Origin of the sequence: Vibrio splendidus, from assembly GCF_003345295.1 — a bacterium.
Lineage (GTDB): Bacteria > Pseudomonadota > Gammaproteobacteria > Enterobacterales > Vibrionaceae > Vibrio > Vibrio splendidus_K.
Genome location: NZ_CP031055.1, coordinates 2,389,352 through 2,416,219, shown reverse-complemented (window position 1 = coordinate 2,416,219; position 26,868 = coordinate 2,389,352). Strand labels below are relative to the sequence as shown.

General features: G+C 44.0%; 28 protein-coding genes. 11 read left to right on the top strand and 17 right to left on the bottom strand.

The genetic code is table 11. The annotated features are described in order from the left end of the window. The first annotated feature begins 360 nt into the window (after positions 1–360). The gene (locus DUN60_RS10625; RefSeq protein ID WP_114633918.1) at positions 361–1,566 is read left to right on the top strand and encodes a carbohydrate porin; all 1,206 of its coding nucleotides are present in this window, start codon (positions 361–363) and stop codon (positions 1,564–1,566) included. Between the two features lie 92 nt (positions 1,567–1,658). Here the strand turns inward: DUN60_RS10625 and DUN60_RS10620 are convergent, their stop codons facing one another. The 3 genes from DUN60_RS10620 to metN form a co-directional block, all read right to left on the bottom strand. After that, complete coding sequence (locus DUN60_RS10620; protein ID WP_004734371.1) at positions 1,659–2,468, bottom strand: MetQ/NlpA family lipoprotein; 810 nt, start codon at positions 2,466–2,468, stop codon at positions 1,659–1,661. An 81-nt stretch (positions 2,469–2,549) separates the two neighbouring features. Then, entirely contained in the window at positions 2,550–3,233 is a 684-nt protein-coding gene (locus DUN60_RS10615; RefSeq protein ID WP_114633917.1) for a methionine ABC transporter permease, read from the bottom strand. Next, positions 3,223–4,257, bottom strand: coding sequence for a methionine ABC transporter ATP-binding protein MetN (gene metN / locus DUN60_RS10610; protein WP_114633916.1), 1,035 nt, complete (start codon positions 4,255–4,257; stop codon positions 3,223–3,225). Before metN ends, DUN60_RS10615 begins: the two co-directional genes overlap by 11 nt. Before the next feature lie 240 nt (positions 4,258–4,497). On the opposite strand from metN, the gene gmhB reads away from it, so the two are divergent. The 5 genes from gmhB (at position 4,498) to treC (ending at position 9,972) form a co-directional block, all read left to right on the top strand. Next, on the top strand, positions 4,498–5,049 hold the full coding sequence (gene gmhB, locus DUN60_RS10605; protein WP_004734374.1) for a D-glycero-beta-D-manno-heptose 1,7-bisphosphate 7-phosphatase: 552 nt from the start codon (positions 4,498–4,500) through the stop codon (positions 5,047–5,049). 118 nt (positions 5,050–5,167) lie between these two features. Beyond that, positions 5,168–5,503: an MliC family protein gene (locus DUN60_RS10600; protein ID WP_019824951.1), complete on the top strand. Its 336-nt coding sequence runs from the start codon at positions 5,168–5,170 to the stop codon at positions 5,501–5,503. A gap of 89 nt (positions 5,504–5,592) precedes the next feature. Next, positions 5,593–6,537 (top strand): trehalose operon repressor TreR, encoded by a 945-nt coding sequence (gene treR, locus DUN60_RS10595; protein WP_114633915.1) that lies wholly within the window; start codon positions 5,593–5,595, stop codon positions 6,535–6,537. A 204-nt stretch (positions 6,538–6,741) separates the two neighbouring features. After that, entirely contained in the window at positions 6,742–8,166 is a 1,425-nt protein-coding gene (gene treB, locus DUN60_RS10590) for a PTS trehalose transporter subunit IIBC (RefSeq protein ID WP_016791314.1), read from the top strand. 120 nt (positions 8,167–8,286) lie between these two features. Continuing rightward, complete coding sequence (gene treC / locus DUN60_RS10585) at positions 8,287–9,972, top strand: alpha,alpha-phosphotrehalase (protein WP_114633914.1); 1,686 nt, start codon at positions 8,287–8,289, stop codon at positions 9,970–9,972. Between the two features lie 143 nt (positions 9,973–10,115). Here treC and DUN60_RS10580 read toward each other — a convergent pair whose 3' ends face one another. From DUN60_RS10580 to DUN60_RS10570, 3 genes are all read right to left on the bottom strand, one after another. Further along, the gene (locus DUN60_RS10580; RefSeq protein WP_114633913.1) at positions 10,116–11,024 is read right to left on the bottom strand and encodes a hypothetical protein; all 909 of its coding nucleotides are present in this window, start codon (positions 11,022–11,024) and stop codon (positions 10,116–10,118) included. Positions 11,025–11,126: 102 nt separating this feature from the next. Continuing rightward, positions 11,127–12,692, bottom strand: a complete 1,566-nt coding sequence (locus DUN60_RS10575) for a winged helix-turn-helix domain-containing protein (RefSeq protein ID WP_114633912.1) — start codon at positions 12,690–12,692, stop codon at positions 11,127–11,129. 82 nt (positions 12,693–12,774) lie between these two features. Further along, a complete protein-coding gene (locus DUN60_RS10570; protein ID WP_114633911.1) occupies positions 12,775–13,377 on the bottom strand; it encodes a YitT family protein in 603 nt (200 codons plus the stop codon). A 347-nt stretch (positions 13,378–13,724) separates the two neighbouring features. Between DUN60_RS10570 and glyA the strand changes: the two genes are divergently transcribed. After that, positions 13,725–14,975 (top strand): serine hydroxymethyltransferase, encoded by a 1,251-nt coding sequence (gene glyA / locus DUN60_RS10565; protein ID WP_017106297.1) that lies wholly within the window; start codon positions 13,725–13,727, stop codon positions 14,973–14,975. Between the two features lie 338 nt (positions 14,976–15,313). Here glyA and DUN60_RS10560 read toward each other — a convergent pair whose 3' ends face one another. From DUN60_RS10560 to tsaA, 6 genes are all read right to left on the bottom strand, one after another. Further along, positions 15,314–15,640, bottom strand: a complete 327-nt coding sequence (locus DUN60_RS10560; RefSeq protein WP_114633910.1) for a hypothetical protein — start codon at positions 15,638–15,640, stop codon at positions 15,314–15,316. A gap of 232 nt (positions 15,641–15,872) precedes the next feature. Continuing rightward, positions 15,873–16,064 carry a DUF4250 domain-containing protein gene (locus DUN60_RS10555; protein ID WP_114633909.1) on the bottom strand — a complete coding sequence of 64 codons (192 nt, stop codon included), beginning with the start codon at positions 16,062–16,064 and terminating at the stop codon, positions 15,873–15,875. 1 nt (position 16,065) lies between these two features. Then, positions 16,066–16,269, bottom strand: coding sequence for a YaeP family protein (locus tag DUN60_RS10550; RefSeq protein WP_009847436.1), 204 nt, complete (start codon positions 16,267–16,269; stop codon positions 16,066–16,068). A gap of 204 nt (positions 16,270–16,473) precedes the next feature. Beyond that, the gene (locus DUN60_RS10545; RefSeq protein ID WP_114633908.1) at positions 16,474–17,163 is read right to left on the bottom strand and encodes a tellurite resistance TerB family protein; all 690 of its coding nucleotides are present in this window, start codon (positions 17,161–17,163) and stop codon (positions 16,474–16,476) included. Positions 17,164–17,362: 199 nt separating this feature from the next. Then, on the bottom strand, positions 17,363–19,081 hold the full coding sequence (locus DUN60_RS10540) for a proline--tRNA ligase (RefSeq protein ID WP_114633907.1): 1,719 nt from the start codon (positions 19,079–19,081) through the stop codon (positions 17,363–17,365). A gap of 101 nt (positions 19,082–19,182) precedes the next feature. Beyond that, positions 19,183–19,878, bottom strand: coding sequence for a tRNA (N6-threonylcarbamoyladenosine(37)-N6)-methyltransferase TrmO (gene tsaA / locus DUN60_RS10535; protein ID WP_114633906.1), 696 nt, complete (start codon positions 19,876–19,878; stop codon positions 19,183–19,185). Positions 19,879–20,001: 123 nt separating this feature from the next. On the opposite strand from tsaA, the gene DUN60_RS10530 reads away from it, so the two are divergent. The 3 genes from DUN60_RS10530 to DUN60_RS10520 all read left to right on the top strand — a co-directional run bounded on the left by DUN60_RS10530 (position 20,002) and on the right by DUN60_RS10520 (position 22,362). After that, complete coding sequence (locus DUN60_RS10530; RefSeq protein ID WP_004734366.1) at positions 20,002–20,262, top strand: type B 50S ribosomal protein L31; 261 nt, start codon at positions 20,002–20,004, stop codon at positions 20,260–20,262. Continuing rightward, positions 20,263–20,388 carry a type B 50S ribosomal protein L36 gene (ykgO, locus tag DUN60_RS10525; RefSeq protein WP_004734365.1) on the top strand — a complete coding sequence of 42 codons (126 nt, stop codon included), beginning with the start codon at positions 20,263–20,265 and terminating at the stop codon, positions 20,386–20,388. It begins immediately after the preceding gene. A 387-nt stretch (positions 20,389–20,775) separates the two neighbouring features. Then, the gene (locus tag DUN60_RS10520) at positions 20,776–22,362 is read left to right on the top strand and encodes an AbgT family transporter (protein ID WP_114633905.1); all 1,587 of its coding nucleotides are present in this window, start codon (positions 20,776–20,778) and stop codon (positions 22,360–22,362) included. A gap of 105 nt (positions 22,363–22,467) precedes the next feature. On the opposite strand, the gene DUN60_RS10515 is transcribed toward DUN60_RS10520, so the two are convergent. From DUN60_RS10515 to DUN60_RS10505, 3 genes are all read right to left on the bottom strand, one after another. Continuing rightward, positions 22,468–23,223, bottom strand: coding sequence for a MipA/OmpV family protein (locus DUN60_RS10515; protein WP_114633904.1), 756 nt, complete (start codon positions 23,221–23,223; stop codon positions 22,468–22,470). Between the two features lie 117 nt (positions 23,224–23,340). Next, positions 23,341–23,784: a YaiI/YqxD family protein gene (locus tag DUN60_RS10510; RefSeq protein ID WP_004734361.1), complete on the bottom strand. Its 444-nt coding sequence runs from the start codon at positions 23,782–23,784 to the stop codon at positions 23,341–23,343. 86 nt (positions 23,785–23,870) lie between these two features. After that, positions 23,871–24,158: a hypothetical protein gene (locus DUN60_RS10505; protein WP_114633903.1), complete on the bottom strand. Its 288-nt coding sequence runs from the start codon at positions 24,156–24,158 to the stop codon at positions 23,871–23,873. Between the two features lie 767 nt (positions 24,159–24,925). On the opposite strand from DUN60_RS10505, the gene DUN60_RS10500 reads away from it, so the two are divergent. Further along, positions 24,926–25,444, top strand: coding sequence for a GNAT family N-acetyltransferase (locus DUN60_RS10500; RefSeq protein ID WP_054547594.1), 519 nt, complete (start codon positions 24,926–24,928; stop codon positions 25,442–25,444). Here the strand turns inward: DUN60_RS10500 and DUN60_RS10495 are convergent. Both DUN60_RS10495 and DUN60_RS10490 read right to left on the bottom strand, forming a co-directional pair. Continuing rightward, entirely contained in the window at positions 25,410–25,718 is a 309-nt protein-coding gene (locus tag DUN60_RS10495) for a DUF3301 domain-containing protein (protein WP_004734358.1), read from the bottom strand. The genes DUN60_RS10500 and DUN60_RS10495 overlap by 35 nt on opposite strands. 97 nt (positions 25,719–25,815) lie before the next feature. Continuing rightward, positions 25,816–26,856: a DUF3549 family protein gene (locus DUN60_RS10490; RefSeq protein WP_017079398.1), complete on the bottom strand. Its 1,041-nt coding sequence runs from the start codon at positions 26,854–26,856 to the stop codon at positions 25,816–25,818. Positions 26,857–26,868: the final 12 nt, after the last annotated feature.

Below are 26,868 nucleotides of genomic sequence, written 5' to 3'. Positions count from 1 at the left end.
ATTGCTTAAGTGCTCCGATATCGATTTTCCCTTTTATATTAATCGTTTACCATCTTGTTTTCTTACTCGATTTCGCGACTCACAAGCTATCTTTTCCCAATCTTTATTCCCCCTAATTGTTAACTACTGTTCCCCCCAAGTAGGTACAGAACGTGATATTCCCCTCTTTCTGTAGCTCCAACGTATTCATAGAAATAATCCAACACCCATCAACTTTTAGTTACCTCAATAGTTAGCCTGATCACAATAATCAATCAGTTCTCTTTCAATTTATATTCTTCTCAATATAAATGGGATCGATCCCATGGGAATGTTCCCATTATAAAGATAACCTGATTCTAGATCTGAAAGGAATGGACGATGAAACTGTTACCTATTGCTGCTGCACTCTCTACTGCTTTACTTGCCCCTAATTTATACGCTGATGAAACCACGCCATTGGAGTTCAATGGTTACATGCGCGGCGGCGTTGGCCTGAGTAATGAAGGCGGCTCAAACAGCAAGTGGGAGGTGAGTAAAGTTGGCCGACTTGGCAACGAAAATGACCTGTATGGTGAGTTTGGTTTTAAGAAAGAGGTGTATGCAGAGGACGACGTTTCATTTTTAGTTGATTCCATGTTGTCGTACTGGCAAGGCCAAGATGAGAATGCCGCGGATAAAAGCGTGGATGTGGTGCAATTAAATGTTCAAGCGGTAGGGCTTTTTGAAGATAAGGACATTGGAATTTGGGCAGGTGAACGTTACTACCAGCGTCATGATGTGCACATCGTTGACAACTACTACTGGGACGTAAGTGGTATTGGTGCTGGTGTTGAACACATCAATATGGGTCCAGGTAAATTATCGGTAGCTTTGATTCAAGACACCGTTACGGGTGATGTATTTGATGGTAAAGAAACCACAGCCATGATTGCAGACGTGCGCTATGCCGGGATTCCACTGTGGAAAAATGCGGATCTTGAGGTCGGTATTGATATGAACTTCGCCAATGAAAAGCAAGGTCAAACGGTCGATGCGGATGACAGCGTAATGCTAACGGCAAGCTTGAATCAAAACCTTTCAGATGGCTTCAATAAAACGATTCTACAGGTTGCTAACTCTGGTTATGCAGAGCAGATGACAACCTTTGGTACCGGTAAGGGTATCGTACGTGATGCAAGCAATAATGACGCCGAGGGCTTCCGATTGATTAACTGGGGCGTGCTTGCGATTGGCGAGAACATCGAGTTTGGCCACACTGTTCGTTATGCAGCATCAACCGGTGTTGGTGCCAATAATAGCGATGATGATTCTTTTAGTGCGGTAATTCGCCCGCTTTACAAGTGGGACAAGCGTATGCGTACCATTCTTGAAATTGGTGGCTTTGTTGAAACTATCGATAACAAAGATGGGGCGGGTGGTAAATTCACAATCGCTCAGGCTTGGGTTCCACAAGTGGGTTTCTGGTCTCGTCCTGAATTCCGTATCTTTGCTACTTATCTAAACGATGCTGAAAATGACAATGCTTTCGGTGAAGGTAAAAACAGTGAAATGAGCGTTGGTATGCAAGTGGAAGCTTGGTGGTAAGTAGAACTTTCTTGTAAATCATAACCAGTAAAAAAGGGGCTGACGTTATGTCAGCCCCTTCGGATATCTATAGATTGCTGTAGTTTAGGTGATTACCAACCTTTTACTACGCCACCTTGGAAGATATCAGAAGCTGCGTTGTACACTTCTTCAGTTTGGTAAGCTTTTACGAAGTTCTGTACATTTTCAGCGTTTAGATTTTCTTCACGAGAAACGATTAGGTTTACATATGGAGAGTCTTTGTCTTCAACGAAGATGCCGTCTTTTTGCGGAGTCAGGTTGATAGAGCTAGCGTAAGTTGTGTTGATGATAGACAGTGCAACATCATCAAGAGAACGCGGCAGTTGAGCTGCGTCTAGCTCAACAATCGTTAGATTCTTAGGGTTACCAACGATGTCACGAACGGTTGCTAGAAGACCAGCGCCTTCACGAAGCTCAAGCAGACCTTGTTGCTCAAGAAGAAGCAGAGAGCGACCTAGGTTAGTTGGATCGTTTGGTACTGCAATACGAGCGCCGTCTTGGATTTCGTCTACAGATTTCACTTCTTTAGAGTAACCCGCGATTGGGTAAACAAACGTGTTACCAGCGATTGTTAGCTTGTAGCCACGGTCAGCTACTTGCTGATCTAGGTACGGTGCGTGTTGGAATGCATTGATGTCGATAGAGCCGTCATCCAGTGCTGCGTTTGGTGTTACGTAATCTGTGAAAGTCACTAACTCAACATCTAGGCCGTACTGCTCTTTTGCGACTTTAGCCGCTACTTCTGCAACTTGTGCTTCAGCACCTGCCATTACGCCAACCTTGATTTTAGAAGTATCCACTTCTTTCTCACCACAACCTGCTAGTACTAGCGCTGAAGCTGCCGCTGCGATAGTCAGTAAACCTTTAAGGCTAAATTTCATAATAATCTCCTTTTAATAAATCTATTTAATTTGGTTCAGACGACTCTTGTCTTAGATAGTTTGCGTTTTAACGCTGAGTCTTTATCTGTGGTCAACGCGGCGAACCAATGAATCACCGATTGATTGAATAATTTGTACAAGCACAATCAACATTACTACTGTCACAGCCATGATGGTCACATCGTAGCGGTGGAATCCGTAACGAATCGCGACATCACCTAGGCCGCCACCACCTACAGTTCCGGCCATTGCTGAGTAGCTCACCAGAGTCACTAACGTAATCGTTACTGAGTTGATGATAGTCGGAAGTGCTTCAGGAAGCAGAACCTTATTGATGATTTGTGTTGGTGTTGCGCCCATTGATTGAGCGGCTTCTACTAGACCTGTTGGTACTTCAAGTAGCGCACTCTCGATAAGTCGAGCCACGAATGGGATAGCGCCAATTGTTAGTGGAACAATCGCTGCGGTTGTACCGATGAAGGTACCAATCAACATCTTAGTCAGTGGGATGATCGCAACCATCAGTACTAAGAAGGGCACTGAACGGCCTACGTTGACAACCGCACCAAGAATTTTGTTTAGCTTGGTGTTCTCTAACAGACCACCTTTTTTAGTCGTGTGTAGAATCACGCCTAATGGGATTCCGACAGCGAAACCAACGATGCCAGCAACAGCAACCATGTAAAGAGTTTCGCCTGTTGCGCCTAATAGAAGGTTACCGTTAAGGCTGATCCAGTCAGCAATCTCGTTGAAATTAAAGGACATAACCAAGCACCTCTACTTTTACATTGTTGTCGCGTAGGAATTGGATAGCAGCATTATCATCTGCTTCATTGCCGAACAATTCAGCAACCATCATGCCGAACTTCACGCCGCCGGCGTAATCAAGGTCAGAGCTTAAGATGCTGACGTCGATGTTGAATTTGCGTGCGATTTGCGTCATCAACGGAGCATCGACCGTTGCGCCTGTAAACTCAAGGCGTACCAGTGGATAGCTGCTGTTTACACGAGTCTCTTGCAAACGTGCTTGGTAATCTTCAGGAATCGTTAGATCGAGCGTTGAACGAATGAACTGATGTGCCAGCTCTGTTTTAGGGTGTGCGAATATTTCACCCACGGTGCCTTTCTCCACTAACTCACCATCACCAATGATCGCTACTTCGTGACAGATGCTTTTAACCACATCCATTTCATGAGTAATCAATAGGATAGTGATACTCAACTTACGGTTGATTTCACGTAGCAGCTCAAGAATAGATTGAGTCGTTGCTGGATCCAGCGCACTGGTCGCTTCATCACATAGTAATACTTTTGGGTCTGACGCTAGTGCACGAGCAATCGCGACACGCTGCTTTTGACCACCACTTAAGTTCGCAGGGTAGGTATCACGCTTATCCGATAGACCAACAAGCTCAAGTAGTTCACTCACTTTCGCTTCAATCGCAGCTTTATCTCTACCAGCAAGCTCTAAAGGCAGTGCTACGTTGTTAAATACAGTACGAGAAGACAGCAGATTGAAGTGTTGGAAGATCATGCCGATGTTACGGCGAGCTTCGCTGAGTTCTGATTTGCTGAGTTTTGTCAGGTCAATACCGTCAACAATCACTTCACCTGAGGTCGGGGCTTCCAACATATTTACACAACGGATCAGGGTACTTTTGCCTGCACCTGAAGAGCCGATGACTCCAAAGATTTGACCTTGAGGAATGTGGAGGTTGATATCAATTAAGGCATTGATTTCTTTGGTGCCTTGATAAAAAACCTTGTTGACTTGATTCACTTTAATCATAGGGAAACTCGTGCAGGTAAAACAGAATAATATATCGATAGCTCGCTCGATTTACAGATGATGCTATGGTGTTCTATGATCTAAGTCAATAGATATTTTTACGTCTAGACGGCTAAACGTCGATTGTGTTGCTAAGGTAGAAACAAATCGTTAACGAACGCAAAACTAAATAGATAGTGATGAAGCAAATAAAGCGTGTAATAATTAATGATTAATAGAGAGTTGATAGAGAACTGAATTTTGTCTAAACCTGCTGTTTTTTTAGATCGTGATGGTGTGATTAACGTTGATCATGGCTACGTACATGATGAGCATGACTTTGAATACATCGATGGTGTGTTTGAAGCGGCAAAAGCGTTTAAAGATATGGGCTATTTATTGGTACTTGTGACCAACCAATCTGGTATTGCTCGTGGCAAGTTTAGCGAAGATCGTTTTCTTTCTTTGACACAGTGGATGGATTGGAACTTTGTCGATAATGGCGTTGAGTTAGATGGTATCTATTACTGTCCTCATCACCCTGAACACGGCATTGGCGACTACAAGCAAGATTGTGAATGTCGCAAGCCTAAACCTGGTATGTTCATTTCAGCGCGTGACTTTCTCAAAATTGATATGGCTAACTCGGTCATGATTGGCGATAAAGCTGAAGACATGATGGCCGCAGAAGCCGCTGGTGTTGGTACCAGAGTATTGGTGAGAACCGGTAAACCCGTGACTGAAAAGGGTGAGGCACTTGCCAGTGTAGTGCTAGATAGCATTAAAGATGTACCAGCTTTCCTGAAAGGCTGATACATTTTCCTATCGTTAACAGGCTTACTTATTACGTCGGTTCTAACCAGTCAACTGGGGTGCTAACCCATAAATAAGATATCAGCGCCGTTAACTATATAAAGATGAGGAACGCAGTATGAAAGCATTGTTGGCAGCATCTCTATGTACGGTAGCGTTAGTCGGGTGTTCTCAATCCGCGGCGCCTGATGGTGCAGTCTCGGATGACCAATTCGTGACTTATCAATGTGAGTCTGACGCTTCATTTAAGGTCGCTTACCTTGGTAATGAAAAAGCGGTATTACGTTTGCCAGAGAATGAATATCGCCTAACTCAAATAGCGGCAGGTTCAGGAACGAAGTACATCTTAGATGATGGAACCTCTGAACTGATCAATAGCGTCACTTTACGCACTAAAGGTGACAACGCACGTCTAGAACTTGGTCGTGTCGTCTATAAAAATTGCCGAAAGTAAGTCATAGTTAACTTCTAGGATTTACAAACAGTTAAGTGAGGGGTTATGCCCTCGCTTTTTCCTCTCTTCCCTTTAACGTTAGACTTTTTATGAGCAAAAAACTCACTATTCTCGATATTGCTAAGCTGTCCGGTGTTGGTAAGTCAACTGTATCTCGCGTTCTGACCAATGATCCAAAAGTGAAACCTGAAACCCGTGAAAGGGTGGAAAGAGTAATTCAAGAATCTGGGTACTCGCCTTCAAAGTCTGCACAGTCTATGCGTGGTGGCAGTCAAAAAGTCATCGGCGTAATCATTTCTCGTCTGGACTCTCCTTCTGAAAACAAAGCGGTAAGTACGATGCTGGCCGAATTGTATCGAGCGGATTACGACGTCGTGATCATGGAAAGTCAGCTTGATAGAGAAAAAGCCAATGAGCATCTGCAGGTTCTCAAGCGTCGCAATGTAGACGGCATTATTGTATTCGGCTTTACTGACTGTGATATTCCTGCGATTGAAGCTTGGGAACACAAAGCGGTGGTGATTGCTCTGGATACCGAGAACGTGACGTCGATTAACTATGATAACCAACAGGTGATCAATAGTGCGTTAACGCATTTAGCAGATCAGGGGATCTCTGAGGTTGGTTTCATTGGCGTTGATCCTAGTGACAAATCAACCGGAGAACTGCGTCTTAAGGCTTATCTCGAGTGGTGTGAAAATACAGGTTCAATTGCGAACTATCGTACTGGTCAACTTCATCATGAAAGCGCTTATCAGTTGGTGGATGAGGTGCTTGTTCCTACGACTCAAGCCATTGTCTGTGCGAGTGATACATTGGCTCTTGGCGTAATCAAGCGTTTGCAAGAGTTACAACGTGAAGATGTGGTGGTGACTGGTGTCGGTGGCAATGATCTTCTCTCTTTCTTGTTCCCTCGAGTATTTAGCATTGATCCTGGGTATCAATCTGCAGGTAAATTGGCCGCTAATCTATTGATCTCTCAGCTTTTAGGCAATTCAGAGATCTCTCATCACACTCAATCTCCGATTCTATAATCCACTCAATCAAGCGAAATTGAACCGCTTAGATTAAAATTAGAGTGTGATCTCTTTCAATTAATGGGACTGTTCCCATTTTAATTTATCATTCATGTGGGCATTATAATAACCGTAATTGGGAATGTTCCCATTAATCTGAATCGAAGTGGTTATAGCTGCATGGTTTAGAAGAGTAATTGAATGAAACCAGGGTGGGGTAGTATGAGTAAGATAGCGAAGCAAGACGTTGCGCGTCTTATCGAGTTAGTCGGTGGCAAAGAGAATATTGCAAGTGTCAGCCATTGTCTGACCCGACTGCGTTTTGTATTGAACGATACGGAACAAGCGAACAAAGCAGAACTAGAGAAGCTTAAGCTGGTAAAAGGCTGCTTTACTAACGCAGGTCAATTCCAAGTGGTTATTGGCACCGAGGTTGATGAGGTGTACGCACTTTTGATTGAGCAAACTGGCAAAGATGCATCATCAAAAGATGAGGCGAAGTTGGCTGCTCGCCAGAACATGAACTTCCTTGAGCGTGGTATCTCCCATTTAGCCGAAATTTTCGTACCACTGCTGCCTGCCATTATTACTGGTGGTTTGATTCTTGGTTTCCGTAATGTGATTGGCGACATTCGCATGTTCGACGGCAAAACCTTGGTTGAAATCAGCCAGTTCTGGGCAACCGTTCATTCTTTCTTATGGTTGATTGGCGAAGCGATTTTCTTCTTCCTACCGGTTGGTGTGTGTTGGGCAACGGTTAAGAAACTCGGCGGAACGCCAATTCTGGGGATCACACTCGGTGTGACCTTGGTTTCTCCACAGTTGATGAACGCTTACATGATAGGTAAATCGGTACCTGAGGTGTGGGACTTTGGCTTGTTCGTGATTGAGAAGGTCGGTTATCAAGCTCAGGTGATCCCTGCAATGTTAGCGGGTGTGGCTCTGGCCTTCATTGAGACAAACCTTAAGCGCATTGTACCTTCTTATCTGTACCTAGTTGTTGTGCCATTTGTCTCGATCATCTTATCTGTGATTCTAGCTCACGCCTTTATTGGCCCATTTGGTCGTATGTTGGGTGATGGTGTGGCTTTCGCTGCCAAAGTGGCAATGACTGGTGACTTCGCGATTCTTGGTTCAGTGGTATTTGGCTTCCTATACGCACCTTTGGTTATTACGGGTATTCACCACACAACCAACGCTGTGGACTTACAACTAATGCAAGACTTAGGTGGCACACCAATCTGGCCTTTGATTGCACTATCAAACATTGCACAAGCTTCAGCGGTTGTCGGCATCATTATTTTGAGTAAACGTGAAGGTGAACGAGACATCTCGGTACCAGCAGCAATCTCTGCTTACCTAGGTGTAACGGAACCTGCGATGTACGGCATCAACCTTAAATACAAATTCCCTATGTTGAGCGCAATGATCGGCAGTGCCGCAGCGGCTGCAATCTGTGGTAGTGCAGGTGTGATGGCGAATGGTATCGGTGTTGGTGGCTTGCCGGGTATCTTATCGATTCAACCTCAATATTGGTCGATTTACTTAGTCGCGATGCTGGTGGCGGTTGTACTGCCGATAACGCTGACATTGTTCTTCTATAAACGAGCACAGATGAAAGGCGAACTAGAAACCGCCAACGCGTAATGGATTTAGCAAGCGATGACTTCAAGTGAGTCATCGCTTTTTCTCTTAGGAATGATTCCTATTTGACCATGTAAGCATGGTGATTTTTTATTTATATTTTCTGGTAAGTGAGTGTTAGAGATGGCGATGACTGAGCATGATGAAAGTTGGTGGAAAACCGCAACCATCTATCAAATCTACCCAAAGAGCTTTTGTGACAGCGGCAATAAAGGTACTGGCGATATCAAAGGGATCATTTCGAAACTGGATTACCTCAAAAACTTGAGCGTGGATGCGATTTGGCTAACCCCTGTTTACGCATCTCCTATGATCGATAATGGCTACGATATTTCAGACTACTACGCGATTAACCCTCAATTCGGCACCATGGAAGACTTCGACTTGTTACTGTCTGAAGCGCATCAACGTGGCATCCGTATCGTGATGGATATCGTGGTAAACCATACTTCGACAGAGCATGCATGGTTTCAGTCTGCACTGGGTGACAAAAACAGCCCATACCGTGATTATTACATCTGGAAAGACCCAGTAAACGGTCAAGCACCAACCAACTGGCAGTCTAAGTTCGGTGGTAATGCATGGGAACTCGATGAGGCGACAGGGCAATACTTCCTACACTTATTCGCCAAAGAACAGGCTGACCTCAACTGGGAGAACCCGGTTGTACGCGAAGAAGTGAAAGACGTTATCAGCTTCTGGGCTGAGAAGGGCGTTGACGGTTTCCGCTTGGATGTGATCAACCTAATTTCGAAGCAACAAGATTTCCCTAACGATGATATCGGTGATGGTCGTCGTTTCTATACCGATGGTCCACGTGTGCACGAATACCTGAAAGAGATCAGCGAAGCGGTATTCCAGAAATACGGCAGCGTGACCGTCGGCGAGATGTCTTCAACCACGTTGGAACATTGTCAGCAATATTCAAATGTTGATAACAGCGAGCTATCAATGGTGTTTAACTTCCACCACCTTAAGGTCGATTACACCAATGGTGAGAAGTGGACTAATGCACCGTTTGATTTCTTACAGCTCAAGTCGATCTTCAATCACTGGCAAACCGGTTTGAACGGCAAAGGTTGGGGCGCACTATTCTGGTGTAACCACGACCAACCAAGAGTCGTGAGCCGCTTGGGTAACGACCAGCAATATCGCGTTGAATCAGCCAAGATGCTTGCTGCGTCAGTCCACATGATGCAAGGCACACCTTATATCTATCAAGGTGAAGAGATTGGTATGACCAACCCGGGTTACACAGAGATCAGCCAGTATCGTGATGTAGAGAGTACCAATATGTACGACATCATGGTGAACCGTGATGGTGTGGCTCATGAAGATATGATGGCTATTTTAGCGCAGAAATCACGTGATAATTCTCGTACACCAATGCAATGGAACAGTGAGACGTACGCTGGCTTTTCGCTATCACAGCCATGGTTAGATGTTGCGAATAACTACACTGAGATCAACGCTGAGCAAGCGCTTGAAGATAAAGACTCGGTATTCTATTTCTATAAGAGTTTGATTGAGTTACGTAAAGAAGTGCCCGTGATTACTTATGGCAGCTATCAAGATTTATTGCCTGAGCACCCGTCGGTATTTGCGTACTCTCGTGAGAGTGAAGGACAAACTCTGCTGTGCATTAACAACTATTATGGTGAAGAGGCTGAATGCGTTTTACCTGAACGTTTTGAGGTGGCGAAGGCTAAGAGCTTGTTGTCTAATTATCAAGTGAGCGAGAGTTTAGTAGCGTCTCATCATCAAGTTTTGCGACCTTACGAGACTCGGATTCTCTTGATCGAAGGTTAGCCTTGTATCTATTTCAATCGGCTTGATTCTATTCCCCTTAAAGGATTCGGCTGTTAAAAGGCTTTGGAGTGCTCCCCAAAGCCTTTTTTATTGTTTGCGGTTAGCTCGCGGTTAAGTTTAGGTTTAGTGAATCTAAGTCAAGGCTAGCTAATTGAGGTCAGTATCGCTGCTGATTCTTCGAGCGTAGATTGCTCTACAGACATCAATTCAATCTGCTCAATCAAGCCGATGCTAGGGTTGAACCAGCGCTCTGATGATGAGCCAAATTCTGCGGAATCCATGCCTTCACAGTTGATGTTGTAGGTGTTTTTCTCTGTTAGGTTCGCAGCTTCGATCGATTTATCAGAGATTTTGAAACTCTTACGTACGCCCGTTTCTTCAATCTGTTGTTTCCATGTGACTCGGCACGAGGCGTCAGTTGGAAGGCTTGCTACCCACGAGTGGTCTTCAAAGTCATTCAGCATGTTAGCGACTGCTTCGCCATCTAACGTGACTTGCAACGAAACGGTTTCTTCACTGATATCAATAATAGGGTCGCTCTCTTTTACGTCTGTCCCTTTCAATCGGAACAGTGGACTGCTGTACATCATTCTTGTGATGTATTGGTCGCCAATCAAGTAAGCTTTGGTGATTTCGTGTAGACCGCGGTCAGGGCCTGCAAAATAAATGCTGCCGTCTTCTTCTGTACCTTCAGTATTCGTCATGATGTCTTCAGAAACATAAAATTCGGTGATGCCGTAGTTGATCAGGTCATTGATAACTTGAACTACTGCTTCATTGCCGGTCTCTTCTTCTAACCCTGCAATAATGAGTTCACTGCTTACAGGAGTGAAGTTCATTGTCATCACGCCTTCAGCCTGACCATCTGTGGTAAATGAGTAGCCCAATGTTGTTTCTGGTTTAGGGGAAAATGCAGAGCTCGCAATCGGGTAATCAACCTGATTGTTTGGACCTTTATTACCATCTGTTGAACCAGAAGAAGAGCCGCCTCCGCCGCCACAGCCATAAAGAGCAAAGAGAGAAGTCGCAAGCAGCGTCATTGTTTTTTTCATGTTGAACATTCCTAAAGTTGGAAGCCCTTGGTGGGCCCGATGTTTTTATGAATGTTATTGTTTGAAGAGTAAATAGGGCAAAAAACGAAGTCACATAAGATCTTAATTTATGTTTAAGTTGTTTATTTCAAATGGTTTTTTGTTTTGACTTGAGATCTGTTGCCCAACAGCTGTGCAGTAATTTAGCATTAAGCTTTCCCACTGTTTTATGATAATTGGGTCTTTAACGCTTAGCTTCAAGCTCTTCCAAGGTTGCAGGCAGGTCGATTTTGATTCTGGTTTGGATAGCCGGGCGAATAGATCTTCGGATGGAACCACTCTCAATAAGGCAACTAGAGACTCCATGTAGTTGAGGCGAAACTTCTCCATGTTGTCTTGCTTATAAGCGATATGAGAAACCATCATATAAACCAACGCATTTTCGATCGTAGAGTTGCCTGAGGTATTGGTCAGAAGCTCTTTTGCGGTTTGCAGGTCTCTTAGTTTGAAATGAATGATACCAAGCCACAGCTTCAGTTCGTCTGGTAGTCGGTTAAAACGAGTTTGAACAAGGTTAGTGAACGCGACGAGCTTCTTTTGATCTGTTTCAAATAGCGCAAGTTGACGCGCAATCAGAGTCGACGTCATGGTATTGAGCTTGATGCCATCCAGCGCTATGGCTTTTCCACTTAGCAATTCGCTGACTTCGGCATTGTCGACTGACCATTCTGGCGGTAATGGTGCTGGCAGTGCAAAGTAGTTAGCTAGCTCTCGGTTGATCTCCATAAGGCTGCTGCTGATATTATTGACATCAATAGAGTAAACACCACCAAATGCGAGCTTCCCTGAGTTTGGGTAAATCAGGCTTATCTTTGCGATAAGGCGTTTGTCCACTTCTTGACCTTTGAGCTGAATGTTAAGCAGGTAATCACTGGTACGCATGTTCTTTGCGCCCGGAAAGAAGGGAGAGCTATCAATAGGGTCAAGGAAGTAGCTTGGCGCATCTTGGTTAGCAATATCGGTGTAGGCGTATTCAATCTGCTGTTGAAGTAATAATGCTTTTACGACTTTTCGGTATTTTCTGGAATTCTCACCAATGGCATCCAATCGGTTCAGGAGAAGCTCGACCTTAGGAATCAATCGTTGGTCACGTTCAATTTCTGAAGCGCGAGTGGGAGATTGCCAAAGCATGTAACCCATTACCGCAGTGCTGATCAGCAAAGCCAAAGACACCACGACTAACCAAGGGTTAACTGGATTAGATCTATTCCCTTCTTGACTGACTGGAGATTCCAGTTCTGCATCATTCGGTGCAGTTTCAGGGGAGGTCGCGGCAAAACTAACCGAGTTTGGGTTTAGAAAATAGCCTTTACGTGGGTAAGTCACTAGTATTTTGGTTGCGTCGCTATCAGGCAGGTGTTTTTGAAGTACTGAACGTAACGTACTGATTCGGTTGGTCAGAACATTTTTGGAAATGAAGTTACTTTGCCATACTGATTCAATGATGTGCTCGGCGGCGAGCGGTTGACCAACGCTGGTAAGAAATAACTCTAAGAGCTCGATAGAACGAGGCTCTAAATCAATGACCTGCTCGTCGCAGCTTAAGACTCGTGTGTTGGGGTTGAACTCCAAGCCTTCAATATAAATAGAAGCTTGTTGGTCTTTGGCGCTGGAGAGGTAATCTTGCATAGAAAAGGCGACGGTTTATAAAACCTAAATTCTAGCTGTTTTTGTTACTAAAAACAGCTAGTAATTCATAGGGGGATGGGTATTAAGACGCGTAATTCACCGAGTAACGAGTAGGCTTGTGATTCATTGCCAATACGATGTTCAATACTGCGGTGCCCAATACCGAAACGGCAATTACCCAAGGCGATACGAAGAAGCAAGACGCAAACAGAATACAAGCATCAATGCCCATTTGAGTCTTACCTACAGAGATGCCGTAGCGGTCTTGGATAAATAAACATAATACGTTGAAGCCACCCAAGCTGGAGCGATGACGGAATAGGATTAACATACCTAAGCCCATTAATAAGCCACCGGCAACAGCACAGTAGATCTCGTTATGAACTTCTAGTGAGATAACTAGGTATAAATGATCGGCAAACACAGAAACTAACGCACCAGCAATTGCACTGCTAATGGCAAAGCTACGGCCAAATCGTTTCCACGCTAATAAATAGAATGGACAGTTGGCCAAAAAGTACAAAATACCGAAGGTTACAGGTAAGAATTGACTCAAAAGCAGAGCCAAGCCAGTAGTACCACCGGTAAGCAGGTTCGCTGACTGTAAAAAGAAGACGCCTAACGCCACTAAAAACGTGCCAGTGAGAATTGCTACCCAATCTTCTTTACGTGAGTGTTTTTCCATCGTTTTAATAATTACCTAACCAATAAAGGCGTGCATAGTAGAGAAAAACCTTAGCTTTCGGTAGCTTGAGGGGTAAAATTAAGGTAAACCTATGTAATCTGCGTTTTACAGGGTGTAAAGCGTAAAATTGACAGTAAGCGTCATCTTTGGTTGGATAAGCTTAATAACCATGATGAATCTTATATGTGATTATGAAAAAACTGCATGATAAAATTGCAATTAGCTCTTTATGACCTAGATCAAATTATGTAGAATGCGTCACATCAAAACGGTGACGGAAACGTTTGCTTTCGGTCGTTGTGTGGTTTTTTTGAAACTTTCAGTACAATCTGAGTCAGGAGATACAGATGCTTAAGCGTGACATGAACATTGCTGATTACGATGCGGACCTATTCGCAGCTATCCAAGAAGAAACTCTTCGTCAGGAAGAGCACATCGAACTTATCGCTTCAGAAAACTACACAAGCCCACGTGTAATGGAAGCTCAAGGTTCTCAACTTACAAACAAATACGCTGAAGGCTACCCTGGTAAGCGTTACTACGGCGGTTGTGAGTTCGTAGATAAAGTTGAAACTCTAGCAATCGAACGTGCATGTGAACTTTTTGGCGCTCAATACGCGAACGTACAACCTCACTCAGGTTCTCAAGCTAACAACGCTGTATACATGGCGCTATTGAATGCTGGCGATACCGTTCTAGGTATGAGCCTAGCGCACGGTGGTCACCTAACGCACGGTTCTCCAGTAAACTTCTCTGGTAAGCTTTACAACATCATTCCTTACGGTATCGATGAAGCTGGCCAAATCGATTACGAAGAGATGGAAGCGTTAGCTATTGAGCACAAACCTAAGATGATCATCGGTGGTTTCTCAGCTTACTCTCAAGTTTGTGATTGGAAGCGCATGCGTGAAATCGCTGACAAAGTAGGCGCTTACTTCTTCGTAGATATGGCGCACGTTGCTGGCCTTATCGCTGCAGGTGTTTACCCGAACCCAGTTCCACATGCTCACGTTGTAACGACTACAACGCACAAAACGCTTGCTGGTCCTCGTGGTGGTCTTATCCTTTCTAACGAAGGTGAAGATCTTTACAAGAAGCTAAACTCAGCAGTATTCCCAGGCGGCCAAGGTGGCCCTCTAATGCACGTTATCGCTGGTAAAGCAGTAGCGTTCAAAGAAGCTCTAGAGCCAGAGTTCAAAGAATACCAAGCTCGCGTAGTTGCTAACGCAAAAGCAATGGTTGCTGAATTCCTAGCACGCGGTTACAACATCGTTTCAGGTTCTACAGAGAACCACCTGTTCCTAGTTGACCTAATCGACAAAGACATCACAGGTAAAGAGGCAGATGCAGCACTAGGTTCAGCTAACATCACAGTTAACAAGAACTCAGTACCAAACGATCCACGTAGCCCGTTTGTTACGTCTGGTATCCGTATCGGTTCTCCTTCTATTACTCGTCGTGGTTTCTCAGAAGCAGACGCGAAAGCTCTTGCTGGCTGGATGTGTGACATCCTTGATAACATGGGCGATGAGTCTGTTATCGAAGCAACTAAAGCGAAAGTACTAGAGATCTGTAAGCGTCTACCTGTTTACGCTTAATTTTTCTTCGTAGTAATTTGAACTTCGTTGTCGAGCATGCTCACTTACATCCGTAAGCTCCGCGTGCTCTCCTAGAATTTCAAACGACTACTTTGAAAAGTACTTTTAAAGGGGCTCATTGAGTCCTTTTTTGTTTTAGGGAAAGGTGCTGAAAACTCCGCGCCTTTTCCTTGAACTAAATCTATTTGATTGAAACATACGATTTGAAGGGCTCCTGTATAGGGGCCTTTTTTGTATTTGTCGGTATGAGCGTTGGGTTATCTGAGAATACAGAAAGGCAGGTACTAAAAAGGGCTGATGTTTGCACATCAACCCTTTGCTGTTTGTTGGTATCGGTTTTACTTTTTGATGCTCAGTAAAGTACCTGACTTACATCTAAACGAGTAGTAGCTGCGGCTCTCGTTGAATTTGCCTAAGCCTTCGCCATCGCAGTAGTCGATGTTGATATCACGCATTACTTCTAGTGTATCTTCGCTGTTCAAAGCGAATTTAGAACCATCAGAACAGACGATACGAATTCGCTCATCATGGCTTACTGAGTAGATATCGACTTCGGTATTACACAGCTCAAAAGAGGCTTCACGAAAGTTGTCTTGCTGTGTATTTGAAGCGCAACCTGCGGTGAGTGCGGCTGTGATAACGGCTAATAGTCCGAGTCTTTTCATTGTTAGTCCTTCGATATCATCAAACTTAGTGATGAATTTTATATGCTGTTCTGGGTAGCCTATACAACAACACGCTTTGATTCAAGGAGCGTTGGTTCACTCTAAGATATAAAAGTATAGATGTAGACAGATAATTTATAACTGGCTAACTACATGTTTATCCAATACGTATTACCAATAAAAAAGACCAACACTGAGGCTGGCCTTTCAAAATCAAGCTTATTTTAAATGACTATCGAAACTGTTTGGCTTCTGGAAGAAACTCAAAACCAGCAGACGCAAGTTTTGCGATTAAGGCTGCTTTGTCGATTTCGTAGAAGTTGACTACTCGATCCAAATCACCGCCGAAGTCGTCACGGAGCTTCATGTTGATGATGCTCATCAACATCACAGAGTCCATCTTTTCAAAGTTAGCGAGGTTCATATTAGTCCTCGAAATCTGAGATCAGCAGATTGGCTGCGGCAAATGCAGCGCGATCTCTTGCTTCTTTGGGAAGAGATTCATCTGCAGCAAGGTCATTTAATGTTTTTACTGCGCAGGTGATCGCTTTAGGGATATAGCCTTGGTCGCCACTGCCAATTTGAGAATACAGTTCACGCACCAAATCACAACAATCGTATACTTTCATTTTTATACCTAACCAAATGATAACTGATCTCAATATACACATAGAGATAAGCAAAAACAAAGTGGATCTGATTAAGTTCAGAGTTAGTTTGTTCTTGCTCAATATCTCATTCTGTTAATGCTCAATGTATTACTTTGCTAGCTTGCCATTTGAGTCGTTCTTTACGATTCGCTGGTATTTATTGAGTCGCTTAGTATCTAATGATTAGCCGGATATTTGTTGTTCAAGTTGATAAGTAACTTCATCAGCAAGGTTGAGTTGCTTAGCTAGTTCTTTGAGGTAAGCCTTCTCCATGAAGTTTTGCTCATCCGCTACAATCAAAGAGGCTAAATAAATTTCACTCGCTTGTTGAGGCGACGTTGCCAGTTGAGCGATTTCGCTTGGGTCGAGTGGCTTGTGAAGTTCTTCAGAGACCAATTTAGTCAGTTGATAGTCCGCACCCATATTTTCGACCGCTTGCTCGATCTTGGCCATTTCCTCCTCATCGACATGACCATCGGCTTTGGACGCAGCAATCATAGATCTTAGAATCAGCACACTATGGTTTGAGTCGTTCTCATCAAATTGAGTTTGTTCGACATTCGGTGTTTGGCCTTGTTTAGATTGATAGTCGTTATAGACCTTGTAAGCGAGTGCGCCAAGTGCCGCTGCACCACCAATACCAGCGGCTTTCTTACCCATTTTCTTGGTTTTCTTAGAGCCCATTAACGCACCTAAGAGTCCTCCGCCAACTGCGCCTGCACCGAAGGCGCCTAGTGTACTTTTACTGCTACTCTTGCCATTGCTGCCTTGAGTAAGGCCACTTAAACTTGAAGATCCTTGTGACAGTTTCTGAGTGCCTTGTTTAACGAGATCTGATTTAAGTGCTTGGTTCAGTAAGCTTTTGATATCCATCGATACCTCCAATGGTGAGCATGTCCAAAAAGTTGATGACACCAATATACGGATTTGAAGATGAACAGGGGATTAACTTACGTTATTTACTCTAGTGATAAATAGAAGGGAGTTTAAAGAGAAACGACAGGTACAAAAAAGGCCACCTAGTGGCAGCCTTTCAATATCTAACTAAATATTTATTAGCTAGCAAATAGGATTACTTAGCTAGTTGAGCCTTAAGGTGCTCGATAACCGTGTCCATAGCGATAGCTTCTTTATCACCAGTACGACGGTTTTTGTATTCGAAGTTACCTTCGTCCATGCTTCGATCGCCGATAACGATAGTGTGAGGGATACCCACTAGCTCGATATCTTTAAACATTACACCTGGGCGCTCTTTACGGTCATCGAATAGTACTTCGATACCCATAGCTGTTAATTCAGCGTATAGCTTCTCAGCTGCTTCTTTAACGCGCTCAGATTTGTGCATGTTCATTGGTACGATAGCAACTTGGAACGGCGCTAGTGCGTCTGGCCAAGTGATACCGAATTTATCGTGGTTTTGCTCGATAGCAGATGCAACAACACGTGAAACACCGATACCGTAACAACCCATTTCTAGGATTACGCTCTTACCATCAGGACCAAGCACGTTACAGTTCATTGCTTTAGAGTAAGTGTTACCTAGTTGGAAGATGTGACCAACTTCGATACCGCGCTTAAGCTGGATAGTACCTTGACCACATGGGCTAAGGTCGCCTTCAACAACGTTACGTAGGTCTTCAACTTGAGCAAGTTCAACGTCACGACCCCAGTTGATGCCGAAGTAGTGCTTACCGTCTACGTTAGCGCCAGCGCCGAAGTCACTCATTACTGCTACAGAGCGGTCAACGATGAATGGCAGCTTTAGGCCAACAGGGCCAAGTGAACCAGGGCCTGCACCAACGAGTGCACGGATTTCTTCTTCAGAAGCCATCTCTAGTGGAGAAGCAACTTGTGGAAGGTTCTCTGCTTTCACTTCGTTCAGTTCGTGGTCGCCACGGATGATCAGTGCGATGATGTCTGCATCTACTGCATCAGAAGCTTTAACGAATAGAGTCTTAACTGTCTTCTTGATTGCTAGACCGTGTTGTTCTACAAGCTCTGCGATTGTTTTTGCGTTTGGCGTATCAACAAGTTCCATCTCTTGAGTTGGCGCTGCCGTTTCAGTCGTTGGAGCTAGTGCTTCTGCTTTCTCGATGTTCGCTGCGTAATCAGACTCAGAAGAGAATGCGATTAGGTCTTCGCCGCTTTCAGCAAGAACGTGGAACTCTTGAGAGCCGCTGCCGCCGATTGCGCCAGAGTCTGCCAATACTGGACGGTACTCAAGGCCCATGCGGTCGAATGCTTTACAGTAAGCATCGTGCATCGCTTGGTAAGACTTTTCTAAGCCTTCTTTGTCGATATCAAAGCTGTACGCATCCATCATAGAGAATTCACGTGCACGCATTACGCCAAAACGAGGGCGGCGTTCATCGCGGAATTTAGTCTGGATTTGGTACAGATTTAGAGGAAGCTGTTTATAAGAGCTGATCTCGTTACGTACTAGGCTCGTTACCACTTCTTCTGCTGTTGGGCTAAGAACAAACGGACGAGAATGACGGTCTGTGAAACGAAGTAGCTCAGGACCCATCTTTTCAGAACGGCCAGTCTCTTCCCAAAGCTCAAACGGTTGAACTACGGGCATCAAGATTTCAACGGCACCTGCATTATCGATCTCTTGGCGAACGATATTTTCGACTTTACGCAGTACACGTAGACCAGTAGGTAGCCAAGTATATAAACCTGAAGCTAGCTTACGGATCATACCTGCACGTAGCATCAGCTGGTGGCTGATAACTTCTGCGTCGTTTGGAGTCTCTTTCAGAGTAGAAAGAAGGTAGTTACTGGTACGCATTCTATGGTATCCGTTTCATCATTGATAAAAGAAAACTTGCTGCAGTGAGTGACGACAGCAAATCTGATATAGCCGTATATAATATCAGCCTATTTGGGATCTCAAAAGCGTTCAATGTCGGTAACATTGATGAAAACCGTTTCAACAACGAATTTCACGTTAAGATCGAACAAATTTACCGCATATTCTTTACTGTCTGGCTTGCCTTTCTTATAGGCGGGTCGTGGATCTTGGCCTAACACTTCTTTGATCACCTGAATGATATGGCGCGCCTGTGGGTGACCAGACAGCTTACTTTGGGCTTGCTGCGAGAAGTTCACATCTAACACTTCAGGTTCATCGGCGGCAAACCCTCCTCGTGCATCGGGAATTGAATCCGAGTAGGGAATATAAGGTTTGATGTCAATGATAGGAGTGCCGTCAACGAGATCAACACTGCCCAAGTCCAACCAAGTTTGTCCCTTTTCTTGAGATACACCTTTGAGTTCAACCGCAGACATTCCAATTCCATTCGGCCTAAAGGTGGCACGCGATGCGAAGACACCAATGCGTTCATTACCGCCAAGTCGAGGTGGTCTCACTGTTGGTTTCCAGCCCGCTTCAAGGTTCTTATCGAACAAAAACAACAACCATACGTGACTAAATTGCTCAATAGCACGAACAGACTCAAGACAGTTTGCTGCGTCAACCAGCCTGACTCTTGAGGTAGAAGTGGGTACTAACCTAGGCTGTCTTGGCACAGCGAACTTCTCTTTATAAGGAGACTCAATAAAGCCAACAGGTTCAATGGTGTACATAGCAAGGTGTTCTCTGGTTTCAGTTAAGACGGAAAAATATCATAAAATCACTTGTTTTTCTTTTGATAATAATTATCATTTGATATGTTATAACATATCAATTTAATTATTTAGGGAAATACAATGAAACCGAATATCCACCCTGACTACCGCACAGTGGTGTTCCATGACACCAGTGTTGATGAGTACTTCTTGATTGGCTCAACGTTGAAAACAGAACGTACTATCGAATGGGAAGATGGCAATACTTACCCTTATTTCACGATTGAAGTGTCTGCAAAGTCGCACCCTTTCTATACGGGTAAACAGCGAGTTCTACATAAAGAGGGACGTGTTGCGAACTTCACTCGTCGCTTTGGTCAATTAGGCAAGGGAGCTAAATAAATGAAAGTTGTAAAATCACTTAAAAGTGCGAAAAGCCGTCACCCAGATTGCCAAATAGTAAAGCGTAGAGGCCGTCACTATGTCATCTGTAAAACCAATCCGAGATTCAAAGCGGTTCAGAAATAGTCAGTCAAATTGATGTGACACGAGTGTAAAAACGAGGGGAAAGTCAAACTTCATTCATTTGTCTGTTTTTCTTTTCCTTCGAGAGGAACCTTGCAGAATATTGCGTGTTAAATTAGCGTATGCTGTGTTTTATTTTTAAATGAATCAATGAGTTATATCGCCAGTTATTTTTGTGGTGAATGTATTTTTGTGAATTATAAATCTAGTTTTTGTATTTAATGTAGATTTATTTGCTAATTAATTGTTCTTATAGAGTTAAAAGTAGTCATTTATTACACATTTTGTAACATTTTGAATTTCTAATTGATAATTTTGTCGCGTACTCTGCGCTGGCAATTTGAACATTTTTGTCACAATTGCACAGGAATCACTACAAGGAGGGAACTGATGAGTTCATCAGCTTCAATAAAAAACAACTCGCCAAAGAAACCAATTTTTACCCGCTTTCTCGATGGCGTTGAATATTTGGGGAACCTTTTACCCCACCCAATCACTCTTTTCGCAATCTTCTGTGTCGCAATCCTAGTCTCTTCAGGAATTGCTGGTTACTTCGAAGTATCTGTAATGGATCCTCGCCCAGAAGGTGCTAGCGGTCGTGCTGCTGATGGCATGATCCACGTTGTAAGCTTACTTAATGCTGAAGGCTTACAACTCATCGTAACGAATCTAGTTTCGAACTTTGTTGGCTTTGCGCCACTTGGTACTGTGCTTGTTGCAATGCTAGGTGTTGCGATTGCTGAACACTCAGGTCTATTATCTGCGGCAATGCGCGGCATGGTAATGGGCGCATCTCAGCGCATGGTTACTGTAACCGTGGTATTTGCCGGTATTATCTCTAACACGGCATCTGAGCTGGGTTACGTAGTTCTTATCCCTCTTGCAGCAATGCTTTTCCACTCATTGGGTCGTCACCCATTAGCTGGTCTAGCGGCAGCATTTGCTGGTGTATCTGGTGGTTATTCTGCAAACCTACTTATCGGTACGGTTGATCCACTGCTTTCTGGTATTACAGAAACAGCGGCACAAATGCTTGATCCTTCTTACTCTGTTGGCCCTGAATCAAACTGGTACTTCATGTTTGTTTCGACCTTCTTTATCTCGATTGCCGGTGCATTTGTAACAGAGAAGATTGTTGAACCTAAGCTGGGTAAATACAACGACGAAGACGCGTCTGAAGACCTTTCAAATGACTCAATGGGTAAGCTCAATGATACTGAGAAGAAAGGCCTTAAGTTTGCGGGTGTTGCAGTATTAATCGTCAGTGCGCTTTTAGCTTGGACTGTTGTTCCTGCTGATGGTGTTCTACGTTCAGAGGCGGGCACGATTTCAGGCTCTCCATTCCTGAAAAGTATCGTCGCGTTTATCTTTGTATTCTTTGCTATTCCTGGTTTTGTTTACGGTAAAGTTACCGGTTCAATGAAGAATGACCGTGATGTGATTAATGCAATGGCGACGTCTATGTCTTCAATGGGTATGTACATTGTTCTTGTCTTCTTTGCTGCACAGTTTGTTGCTTTCTTTAAGTGGACGAACTTTGGTCAAGTCGTTGCTGTAGGTGGCGCTAGCTTCTTACAAGATATTGGCTTAACGGGTCCAATGTTGTTCTTCGCGTTTATCTTAATGTGTGGCTTCATTAACCTGATGATCGGTTCAGCGTCTGCACAGTGGGCAGTAACAGCACCAATCTTCGTTCCAATGTTGATGCTAGTAGGCTATGCACCAGAAACGATTCAAGCGGCTTACCGTATCGGTGATTCAACAACCAACATCATTACACCAATGATGAGCTATTTCGGTCTTATCCTTGCAGTAGCGACTCGTTACATGAAGAACCTAGGTATTGGTACACTGATTGCGACAATGCTACCTTACTCAATGGTATTCATGTTCGGTTGGAGTATCTTGTTCTACTTATGGGTATTCGTATTCGGTCTACCAGTAGGTCCAGGTGCTGCAACTTTCTACACGCCTTAGTTAACAGTGATGGGCGAACATTTTAATTCGCTTATTAACTGAATAAAAGACGAGATACCAAAGAGCCTGCATCAATGCAGGCTCTTTTTGTTTGAGTCAGTAAACTTACAATCCCGCAAACCGATAGGTGACGCCTAGTTCGAATGACCAGCCTAAATCTCGCTGTATTAATGCGCTGTCGCTGTCGTGATGAATTAGGTCTGCTCGAGCGATACCAATCCAAGTTGGCGTGAACTCATAAAGCCCGATTAACCCTGCTTGATAGACAAAGGTTGAGCCCGCATCAAACTGGTTTAGTCCCGAAGCTGATGATTCGGTGTTAGAAATACCATACAGGTGATTGGACAGTTTCTTGTCTCGATAATCGACTTCTAGGTAGGGCGTAATGGTGAATGGCTGCGTCCAGGTTTCTAACGTTCTGCCTAAGTGAAGTTGAACTTCGTAGCCGCTATGTTCTGAAGTCACATCGTGTAAGTAGGTGAGGCGTGCGCCTACCGTTCCTAAGGTTATCCCCAGTTCTCCATTACCATCTCTGTCTTGAATGCCGTTAGGTAGGTCCACAAAAGTGTCTGACACTTCTGCAAAGCGCCAATTTCCAGATAACCCTACGTAAGGCAGCAGTTGCCAATTGGCTAGGCTGCCATCGATGAAACCTTTTGGACCTGAGTAGAATAGGTTGGGTGTCGCGCCAAATTGAGGGGCACTTTTAGTGGAGAAAACACTTTCACCATAGGTGATACTGCCTCCGATGATTCCGTACTCTTGATCAGCAAAGTGTTCATCGGCAAAGCCTTCATCAGCGAAAGAAAGTTGGGTGTTACCAAAAAGAATGGATAGTGAGAGGGCGATTCGACGAATCATAAGCAATACTCCGTTATTGTAATAAATATTAAGAACGGAGTATGTCGATTAAAATTTCATCTGGGCTACAGCGGTTAAGAGACGACTTCTAAAGTTGTCGTCATTCAAATACTGCGGTTAGCGTTTAGCTAACAGGCGATCGAGGTGGTTTGCGAACTCACGACGATCGGTTTGTGAAAGGGTGCTTGGTCCGCCAGTTTGGATACCGCTTGAACGCATAGTATCCATAAAGTCACGAATGTTGAGACGCGCTTTAATGGTCTCTTTGGTGTAAAGCTCGCCGCGAGAGCTTAAAGCAAGCGCACCTTTGGTGATCACTTCATCAGCGAGAGGGATATCGGAGGTAATCACGAGATCGCCGGGTTCAGTGCGTTTTACTATTTCATCATCTGCAATATCAAATCCGCTTGGAACTTGAATTGAGTGAATGTTATTACGCTTGGGAACGGGAACCAAATGGTTTGCGACAAAGGTACATTCCACCCCTGTGCGTTCAGCTGCGCGTACGATTGTTTCTCGGATAACCTTAGGACAAGCGTCCGCATCAACCCATATCTTCATAGTGTTCTATTTCTCTGTTAGCTTATTTATCGGTCAACTTATTGCTCAGTTGCCTTATTGACCAGTTAGCTTATTGTTCAGTTAACTTATTGTTTCGTTAACTTAGCTTCAAGCGTGGCAACGCGAGCGGTAAGTTCAAGGATTTGCTTTTCAAGTTGGCTAACACGATCAAGTGTCGGCTCTTCTTGTGTCGCGACTTCCACTTTAGGGACGCGATTGGCGCTTTTCCAGCTTTTGATAGTCATGATTAAAGCTGGCATCGGAACGGATGTGCTCATACGAGCTTTAACTAAAGCAACTGTCGGCTCTTTCCCTTGTGCTTGCAGTCCTTCAAGCACTGATTTCAACTCTTCAGACACATCTTTTGTCAGCATGTTGACCTCCATTTTTAGTCTTTGGTCATTTTACTCGCTCCGGTGAATGATAGCGAATCATAAAACCGCCCATAGCTTGTGAGAGATCTCTTACAAAGGCTGTGAGATAACACGAATACATCACTAGAGAGATTTAAGTGCATATGGTTAAGTTGCTGAATTTTAATTGTTTTATATAATTAACAACTTTATTGAATTGAAAGTGTGATGCAAATCTATTGTCCAAAATCCTAAATCGCGTAAATTAAACCTTGTCGGAAGGATTCTGACACGGAACAGGAAAGCACCAAGGATTTGGTTATCTTCAGGATGAAGATTTGGTTACTTAGGATTGAGTAGTCAAGCATGGAGCGTAAGGACATTGTAGGGATACAGCCAGTTAACAGGAAGTTAGCTGCAACGGAATGACAATGGACACCTTTAGGATTTAAAGGGTTGGATTAGCATCAGGACGATGTAAAGGACACCGCTCACGGAACAAGTGATGTGCGCTAACTAGGATTGTTAGCTTTCAGGATGATTGGACACCGCTAGGACGGCGAAGTAAAGGAAAGAGCTGAAGGATTACAGCCACTATTATGGATGATGCATGGAGCATTTATTAGTAGCCGGACTGCTGCGAGTAAGACCCTAGCCCTGACACTTCGGTGTCGGGGCTTTTCTTTATCTGAGGCTTTTCTCTATCTAGGGCTCTTTTTAATTCAGGAGCTTTTATCTAAGAGCGCGACATCTGCTTTTCTGCTAATAGTCAACACAAGGAGTGTTTTATGACGATAGCAACCTCAAGAACGCTGTTGGTACCTTATACTGAACAGCTACAACACGACTTTATCAAGTTAAATTGCTGCCCCATTAATCGTGCTGAAATGAATGGGCCGCACTCTATTGCCTCTGCGAAGCTCTTATTTCAAGAGATACTGCAAGACAACGCCGGCTTCTGCCGCGCGATTATCCATAACCAAACCCGTGAATATCTTGGACATGTCTTTGTTTCATCAGAAGAGGGTCAGCATGAGCTTGGTTTTATTTTGGATAAAGAATTTTGGAATCAAGGTCTTGCTAGCGAAGTACTAAAACCTTTCTTCAGTTTAGTGTGCTTTGAAGAGCACTTAACGAATGTGGTTGCGACCGTTAATGTCGGTCATAACCCATCGATTAAGTTACTCGAAAAGTTAGGCTTTGCATTTAAAGAGACCAAACAAGATCAGTTTGGCCCTTATCATGAATATCGTTATACCGAGTTTTGCGACGTTACATTCTATGAGGCTGTAGCTCAAACCGCATAGAGCGGAAACCCACCATGGTCAGTTTTCCTTGGTACAGGTCATCACCCAATGCTGAAAACTCAAATTGGTACACAGTGTGCCAGCGCCAAATGGTGGTTAGTTCATGGCGCATCTTAAATTTATGACCACTGAAGGCAACGCTTAATAGCTGCAAGTCGAGCTCTTTACATTTTCTCGCAATGGCAGTTTTCGCAAGCTCTGATTGCCTGCGCTGCTGCCAAAAGAAAAAGCAAAAGAAGCACAGCATCAAAATAGCCAATAAGTTATCTATCATTTAATCCATACTTCCTTTTATCTCTATTCCAATTGTCATTACAGCGTATTTCAACGAGCTATAGAGCAAGCCCGCTCTTGAATTAGTCGTCAGTCCGTTATTGAGACTTAGCCGCTTGTTGTAACTCAATCAATGCGTTGGCGAGCTCAGGTGATGGGTTCGAATTCAACAAGGGTAAAAATACCATTCTTAGTGTCGGAATCATCACTAAATCTGCAAATAACTGATTGAACAGGTTTTGATTGCCCGTTTGTGCGAGACGCAGCAAGAATTGCTCAGCAATAGCAGGGTCTTGTAGTGCGTGCCAACTGCGACCTGCTAAACCAATCAACACTTCTTGGTGGCTCAAGCGTGGACTAGCGAGAACTTGGTTAATGATGTTATTCGCGATCCCTTGTTCTGCACCGGAAAGGGCACGAACCAAAGCTGAAAGTAAGAATAAATCAGGCTCTTTACTAGCGATCTCATTCTCTGCAAGCTCTTGTAAGCGTTGCGCGAGTTTGTCATTGATTTGTGTGTGCTCAAGCGCACCTAACGTCGCGTATAGCGGTTCTGATGGCAGCTTATTGATGGCTTTGCGAATAGAGACACCGTTTTGTTGGCTGCCTAAACGCGCACACATATCAGTGATGCCTTGTAGTCCAACCGTTTTCCAGTTATCCCAGCCTAGCTCGCCAGTGAAGTAATGCTGAGCGTGCTCGTAATATTGGCTCGTCGCAAGGTCTAAACCTGCTCTTACTTGACTATGGAATACGGCCATTTTGTCTTCAGAAGGTTTGAAAGTATAAGGGTTGTTTGACAGCTTTTGTTGTTGCTCTTCGCTGATATCGCCGTTCAAACGCGTACCCATTGCTTCGATAACAAACTTAAGAAAATTACCCACATCGCCTTGATGTAATAGGCCTCTTTCGTCTAGTTTGAATTTTAGAAACCAGATCCAAGGTTGCTTGTGTTCGTTCCAGTAGCTAATCGCTAAGTGAGCTTGTTTTTGAAGTGGAAACGGGTATGGCTGTTTCCCCTGCTCAACATCAGAGAATAGGGTGTTGTCGATCTTCTGGATACGACGACCGAGGTCGTAGATATCGTATTGGCAACCGCTATTCTTTAGCAACTGAGTGAGCGTGTGAATGGTTTCCATAGTAATAAAGCT

What these genes read in the sequence shown, in the direction of transcription:
- DUN60_RS10625 (WP_114633918.1), top strand. Translation starts at nt 361, where the DNA reads ATGAAACTGTTACCTATTGCTGCTGCACTCTCTACTGCTTTACTTGCC.
- DUN60_RS10620 (WP_004734371.1), bottom strand. Translation starts at nt 2,468, where the DNA reads ATGAAATTTAGCCTTAAAGGTTTACTGACTATCGCAGCGGCAGCTTCA.
- DUN60_RS10615 (WP_114633917.1), bottom strand. Translation starts at nt 3,233, where the DNA reads ATGTCCTTTAATTTCAACGAGATTGCTGACTGGATCAGCCTTAACGGT.
- metN (WP_114633916.1), bottom strand. Translation starts at nt 4,257, where the DNA reads ATGATTAAAGTGAATCAAGTCAACAAGGTTTTTTATCAAGGCACCAAA.
- DUN60_RS10600 (WP_019824951.1), top strand. Translation starts at nt 5,168, where the DNA reads ATGAAAGCATTGTTGGCAGCATCTCTATGTACGGTAGCGTTAGTCGGG.
- treR (WP_114633915.1), top strand. Translation starts at nt 5,593, where the DNA reads ATGAGCAAAAAACTCACTATTCTCGATATTGCTAAGCTGTCCGGTGTT.
- treB (WP_016791314.1), top strand. Translation starts at nt 6,742, where the DNA reads ATGAGTAAGATAGCGAAGCAAGACGTTGCGCGTCTTATCGAGTTAGTC.
- treC (WP_114633914.1), top strand. Translation starts at nt 8,287, where the DNA reads ATGGCGATGACTGAGCATGATGAAAGTTGGTGGAAAACCGCAACCATC.
- DUN60_RS10580 (WP_114633913.1), bottom strand. Translation starts at nt 11,024, where the DNA reads ATGAAAAAAACAATGACGCTGCTTGCGACTTCTCTCTTTGCTCTTTAT.
- DUN60_RS10575 (WP_114633912.1), bottom strand. Translation starts at nt 12,692, where the DNA reads ATGCAAGATTACCTCTCCAGCGCCAAAGACCAACAAGCTTCTATTTAT.
- DUN60_RS10570 (WP_114633911.1), bottom strand. Translation starts at nt 13,377, where the DNA reads ATGGAAAAACACTCACGTAAAGAAGATTGGGTAGCAATTCTCACTGGC.
- glyA (WP_017106297.1), top strand. Translation starts at nt 13,725, where the DNA reads ATGCTTAAGCGTGACATGAACATTGCTGATTACGATGCGGACCTATTC.
- DUN60_RS10560 (WP_114633910.1), bottom strand. Translation starts at nt 15,640, where the DNA reads ATGAAAAGACTCGGACTATTAGCCGTTATCACAGCCGCACTCACCGCA.
- DUN60_RS10555 (WP_114633909.1), bottom strand. Translation starts at nt 16,064, where the DNA reads ATGAACCTCGCTAACTTTGAAAAGATGGACTCTGTGATGTTGATGAGC.
- DUN60_RS10550 (WP_009847436.1), bottom strand. Translation starts at nt 16,269, where the DNA reads ATGAAAGTATACGATTGTTGTGATTTGGTGCGTGAACTGTATTCTCAA.
- DUN60_RS10545 (WP_114633908.1), bottom strand. Translation starts at nt 17,163, where the DNA reads ATGGATATCAAAAGCTTACTGAACCAAGCACTTAAATCAGATCTCGTT.
- DUN60_RS10540 (WP_114633907.1), bottom strand. Translation starts at nt 19,081, where the DNA reads ATGCGTACCAGTAACTACCTTCTTTCTACTCTGAAAGAGACTCCAAAC.
- tsaA (WP_114633906.1), bottom strand. Translation starts at nt 19,878, where the DNA reads ATGTACACCATTGAACCTGTTGGCTTTATTGAGTCTCCTTATAAAGAG.
- DUN60_RS10530 (WP_004734366.1), top strand. Translation starts at nt 20,002, where the DNA reads ATGAAACCGAATATCCACCCTGACTACCGCACAGTGGTGTTCCATGAC.
- ykgO (WP_004734365.1), top strand. Translation starts at nt 20,263, where the DNA reads ATGAAAGTTGTAAAATCACTTAAAAGTGCGAAAAGCCGTCACCCAGAT.
- DUN60_RS10520 (WP_114633905.1), top strand. Translation starts at nt 20,776, where the DNA reads ATGAGTTCATCAGCTTCAATAAAAAACAACTCGCCAAAGAAACCAATT.
- DUN60_RS10515 (WP_114633904.1), bottom strand. Translation starts at nt 23,223, where the DNA reads ATGATTCGTCGAATCGCCCTCTCACTATCCATTCTTTTTGGTAACACC.
- DUN60_RS10510 (WP_004734361.1), bottom strand. Translation starts at nt 23,784, where the DNA reads ATGAAGATATGGGTTGATGCGGACGCTTGTCCTAAGGTTATCCGAGAA.
- DUN60_RS10505 (WP_114633903.1), bottom strand. Translation starts at nt 24,158, where the DNA reads ATGCTGACAAAAGATGTGTCTGAAGAGTTGAAATCAGTGCTTGAAGGA.
- DUN60_RS10500 (WP_054547594.1), top strand. Translation starts at nt 24,926, where the DNA reads ATGACGATAGCAACCTCAAGAACGCTGTTGGTACCTTATACTGAACAG.
- DUN60_RS10495 (WP_004734358.1), bottom strand. Translation starts at nt 25,718, where the DNA reads ATGATAGATAACTTATTGGCTATTTTGATGCTGTGCTTCTTTTGCTTT.
- DUN60_RS10490 (WP_017079398.1), bottom strand. Translation starts at nt 26,856, where the DNA reads ATGGAAACCATTCACACGCTCACTCAGTTGCTAAAGAATAGCGGTTGC.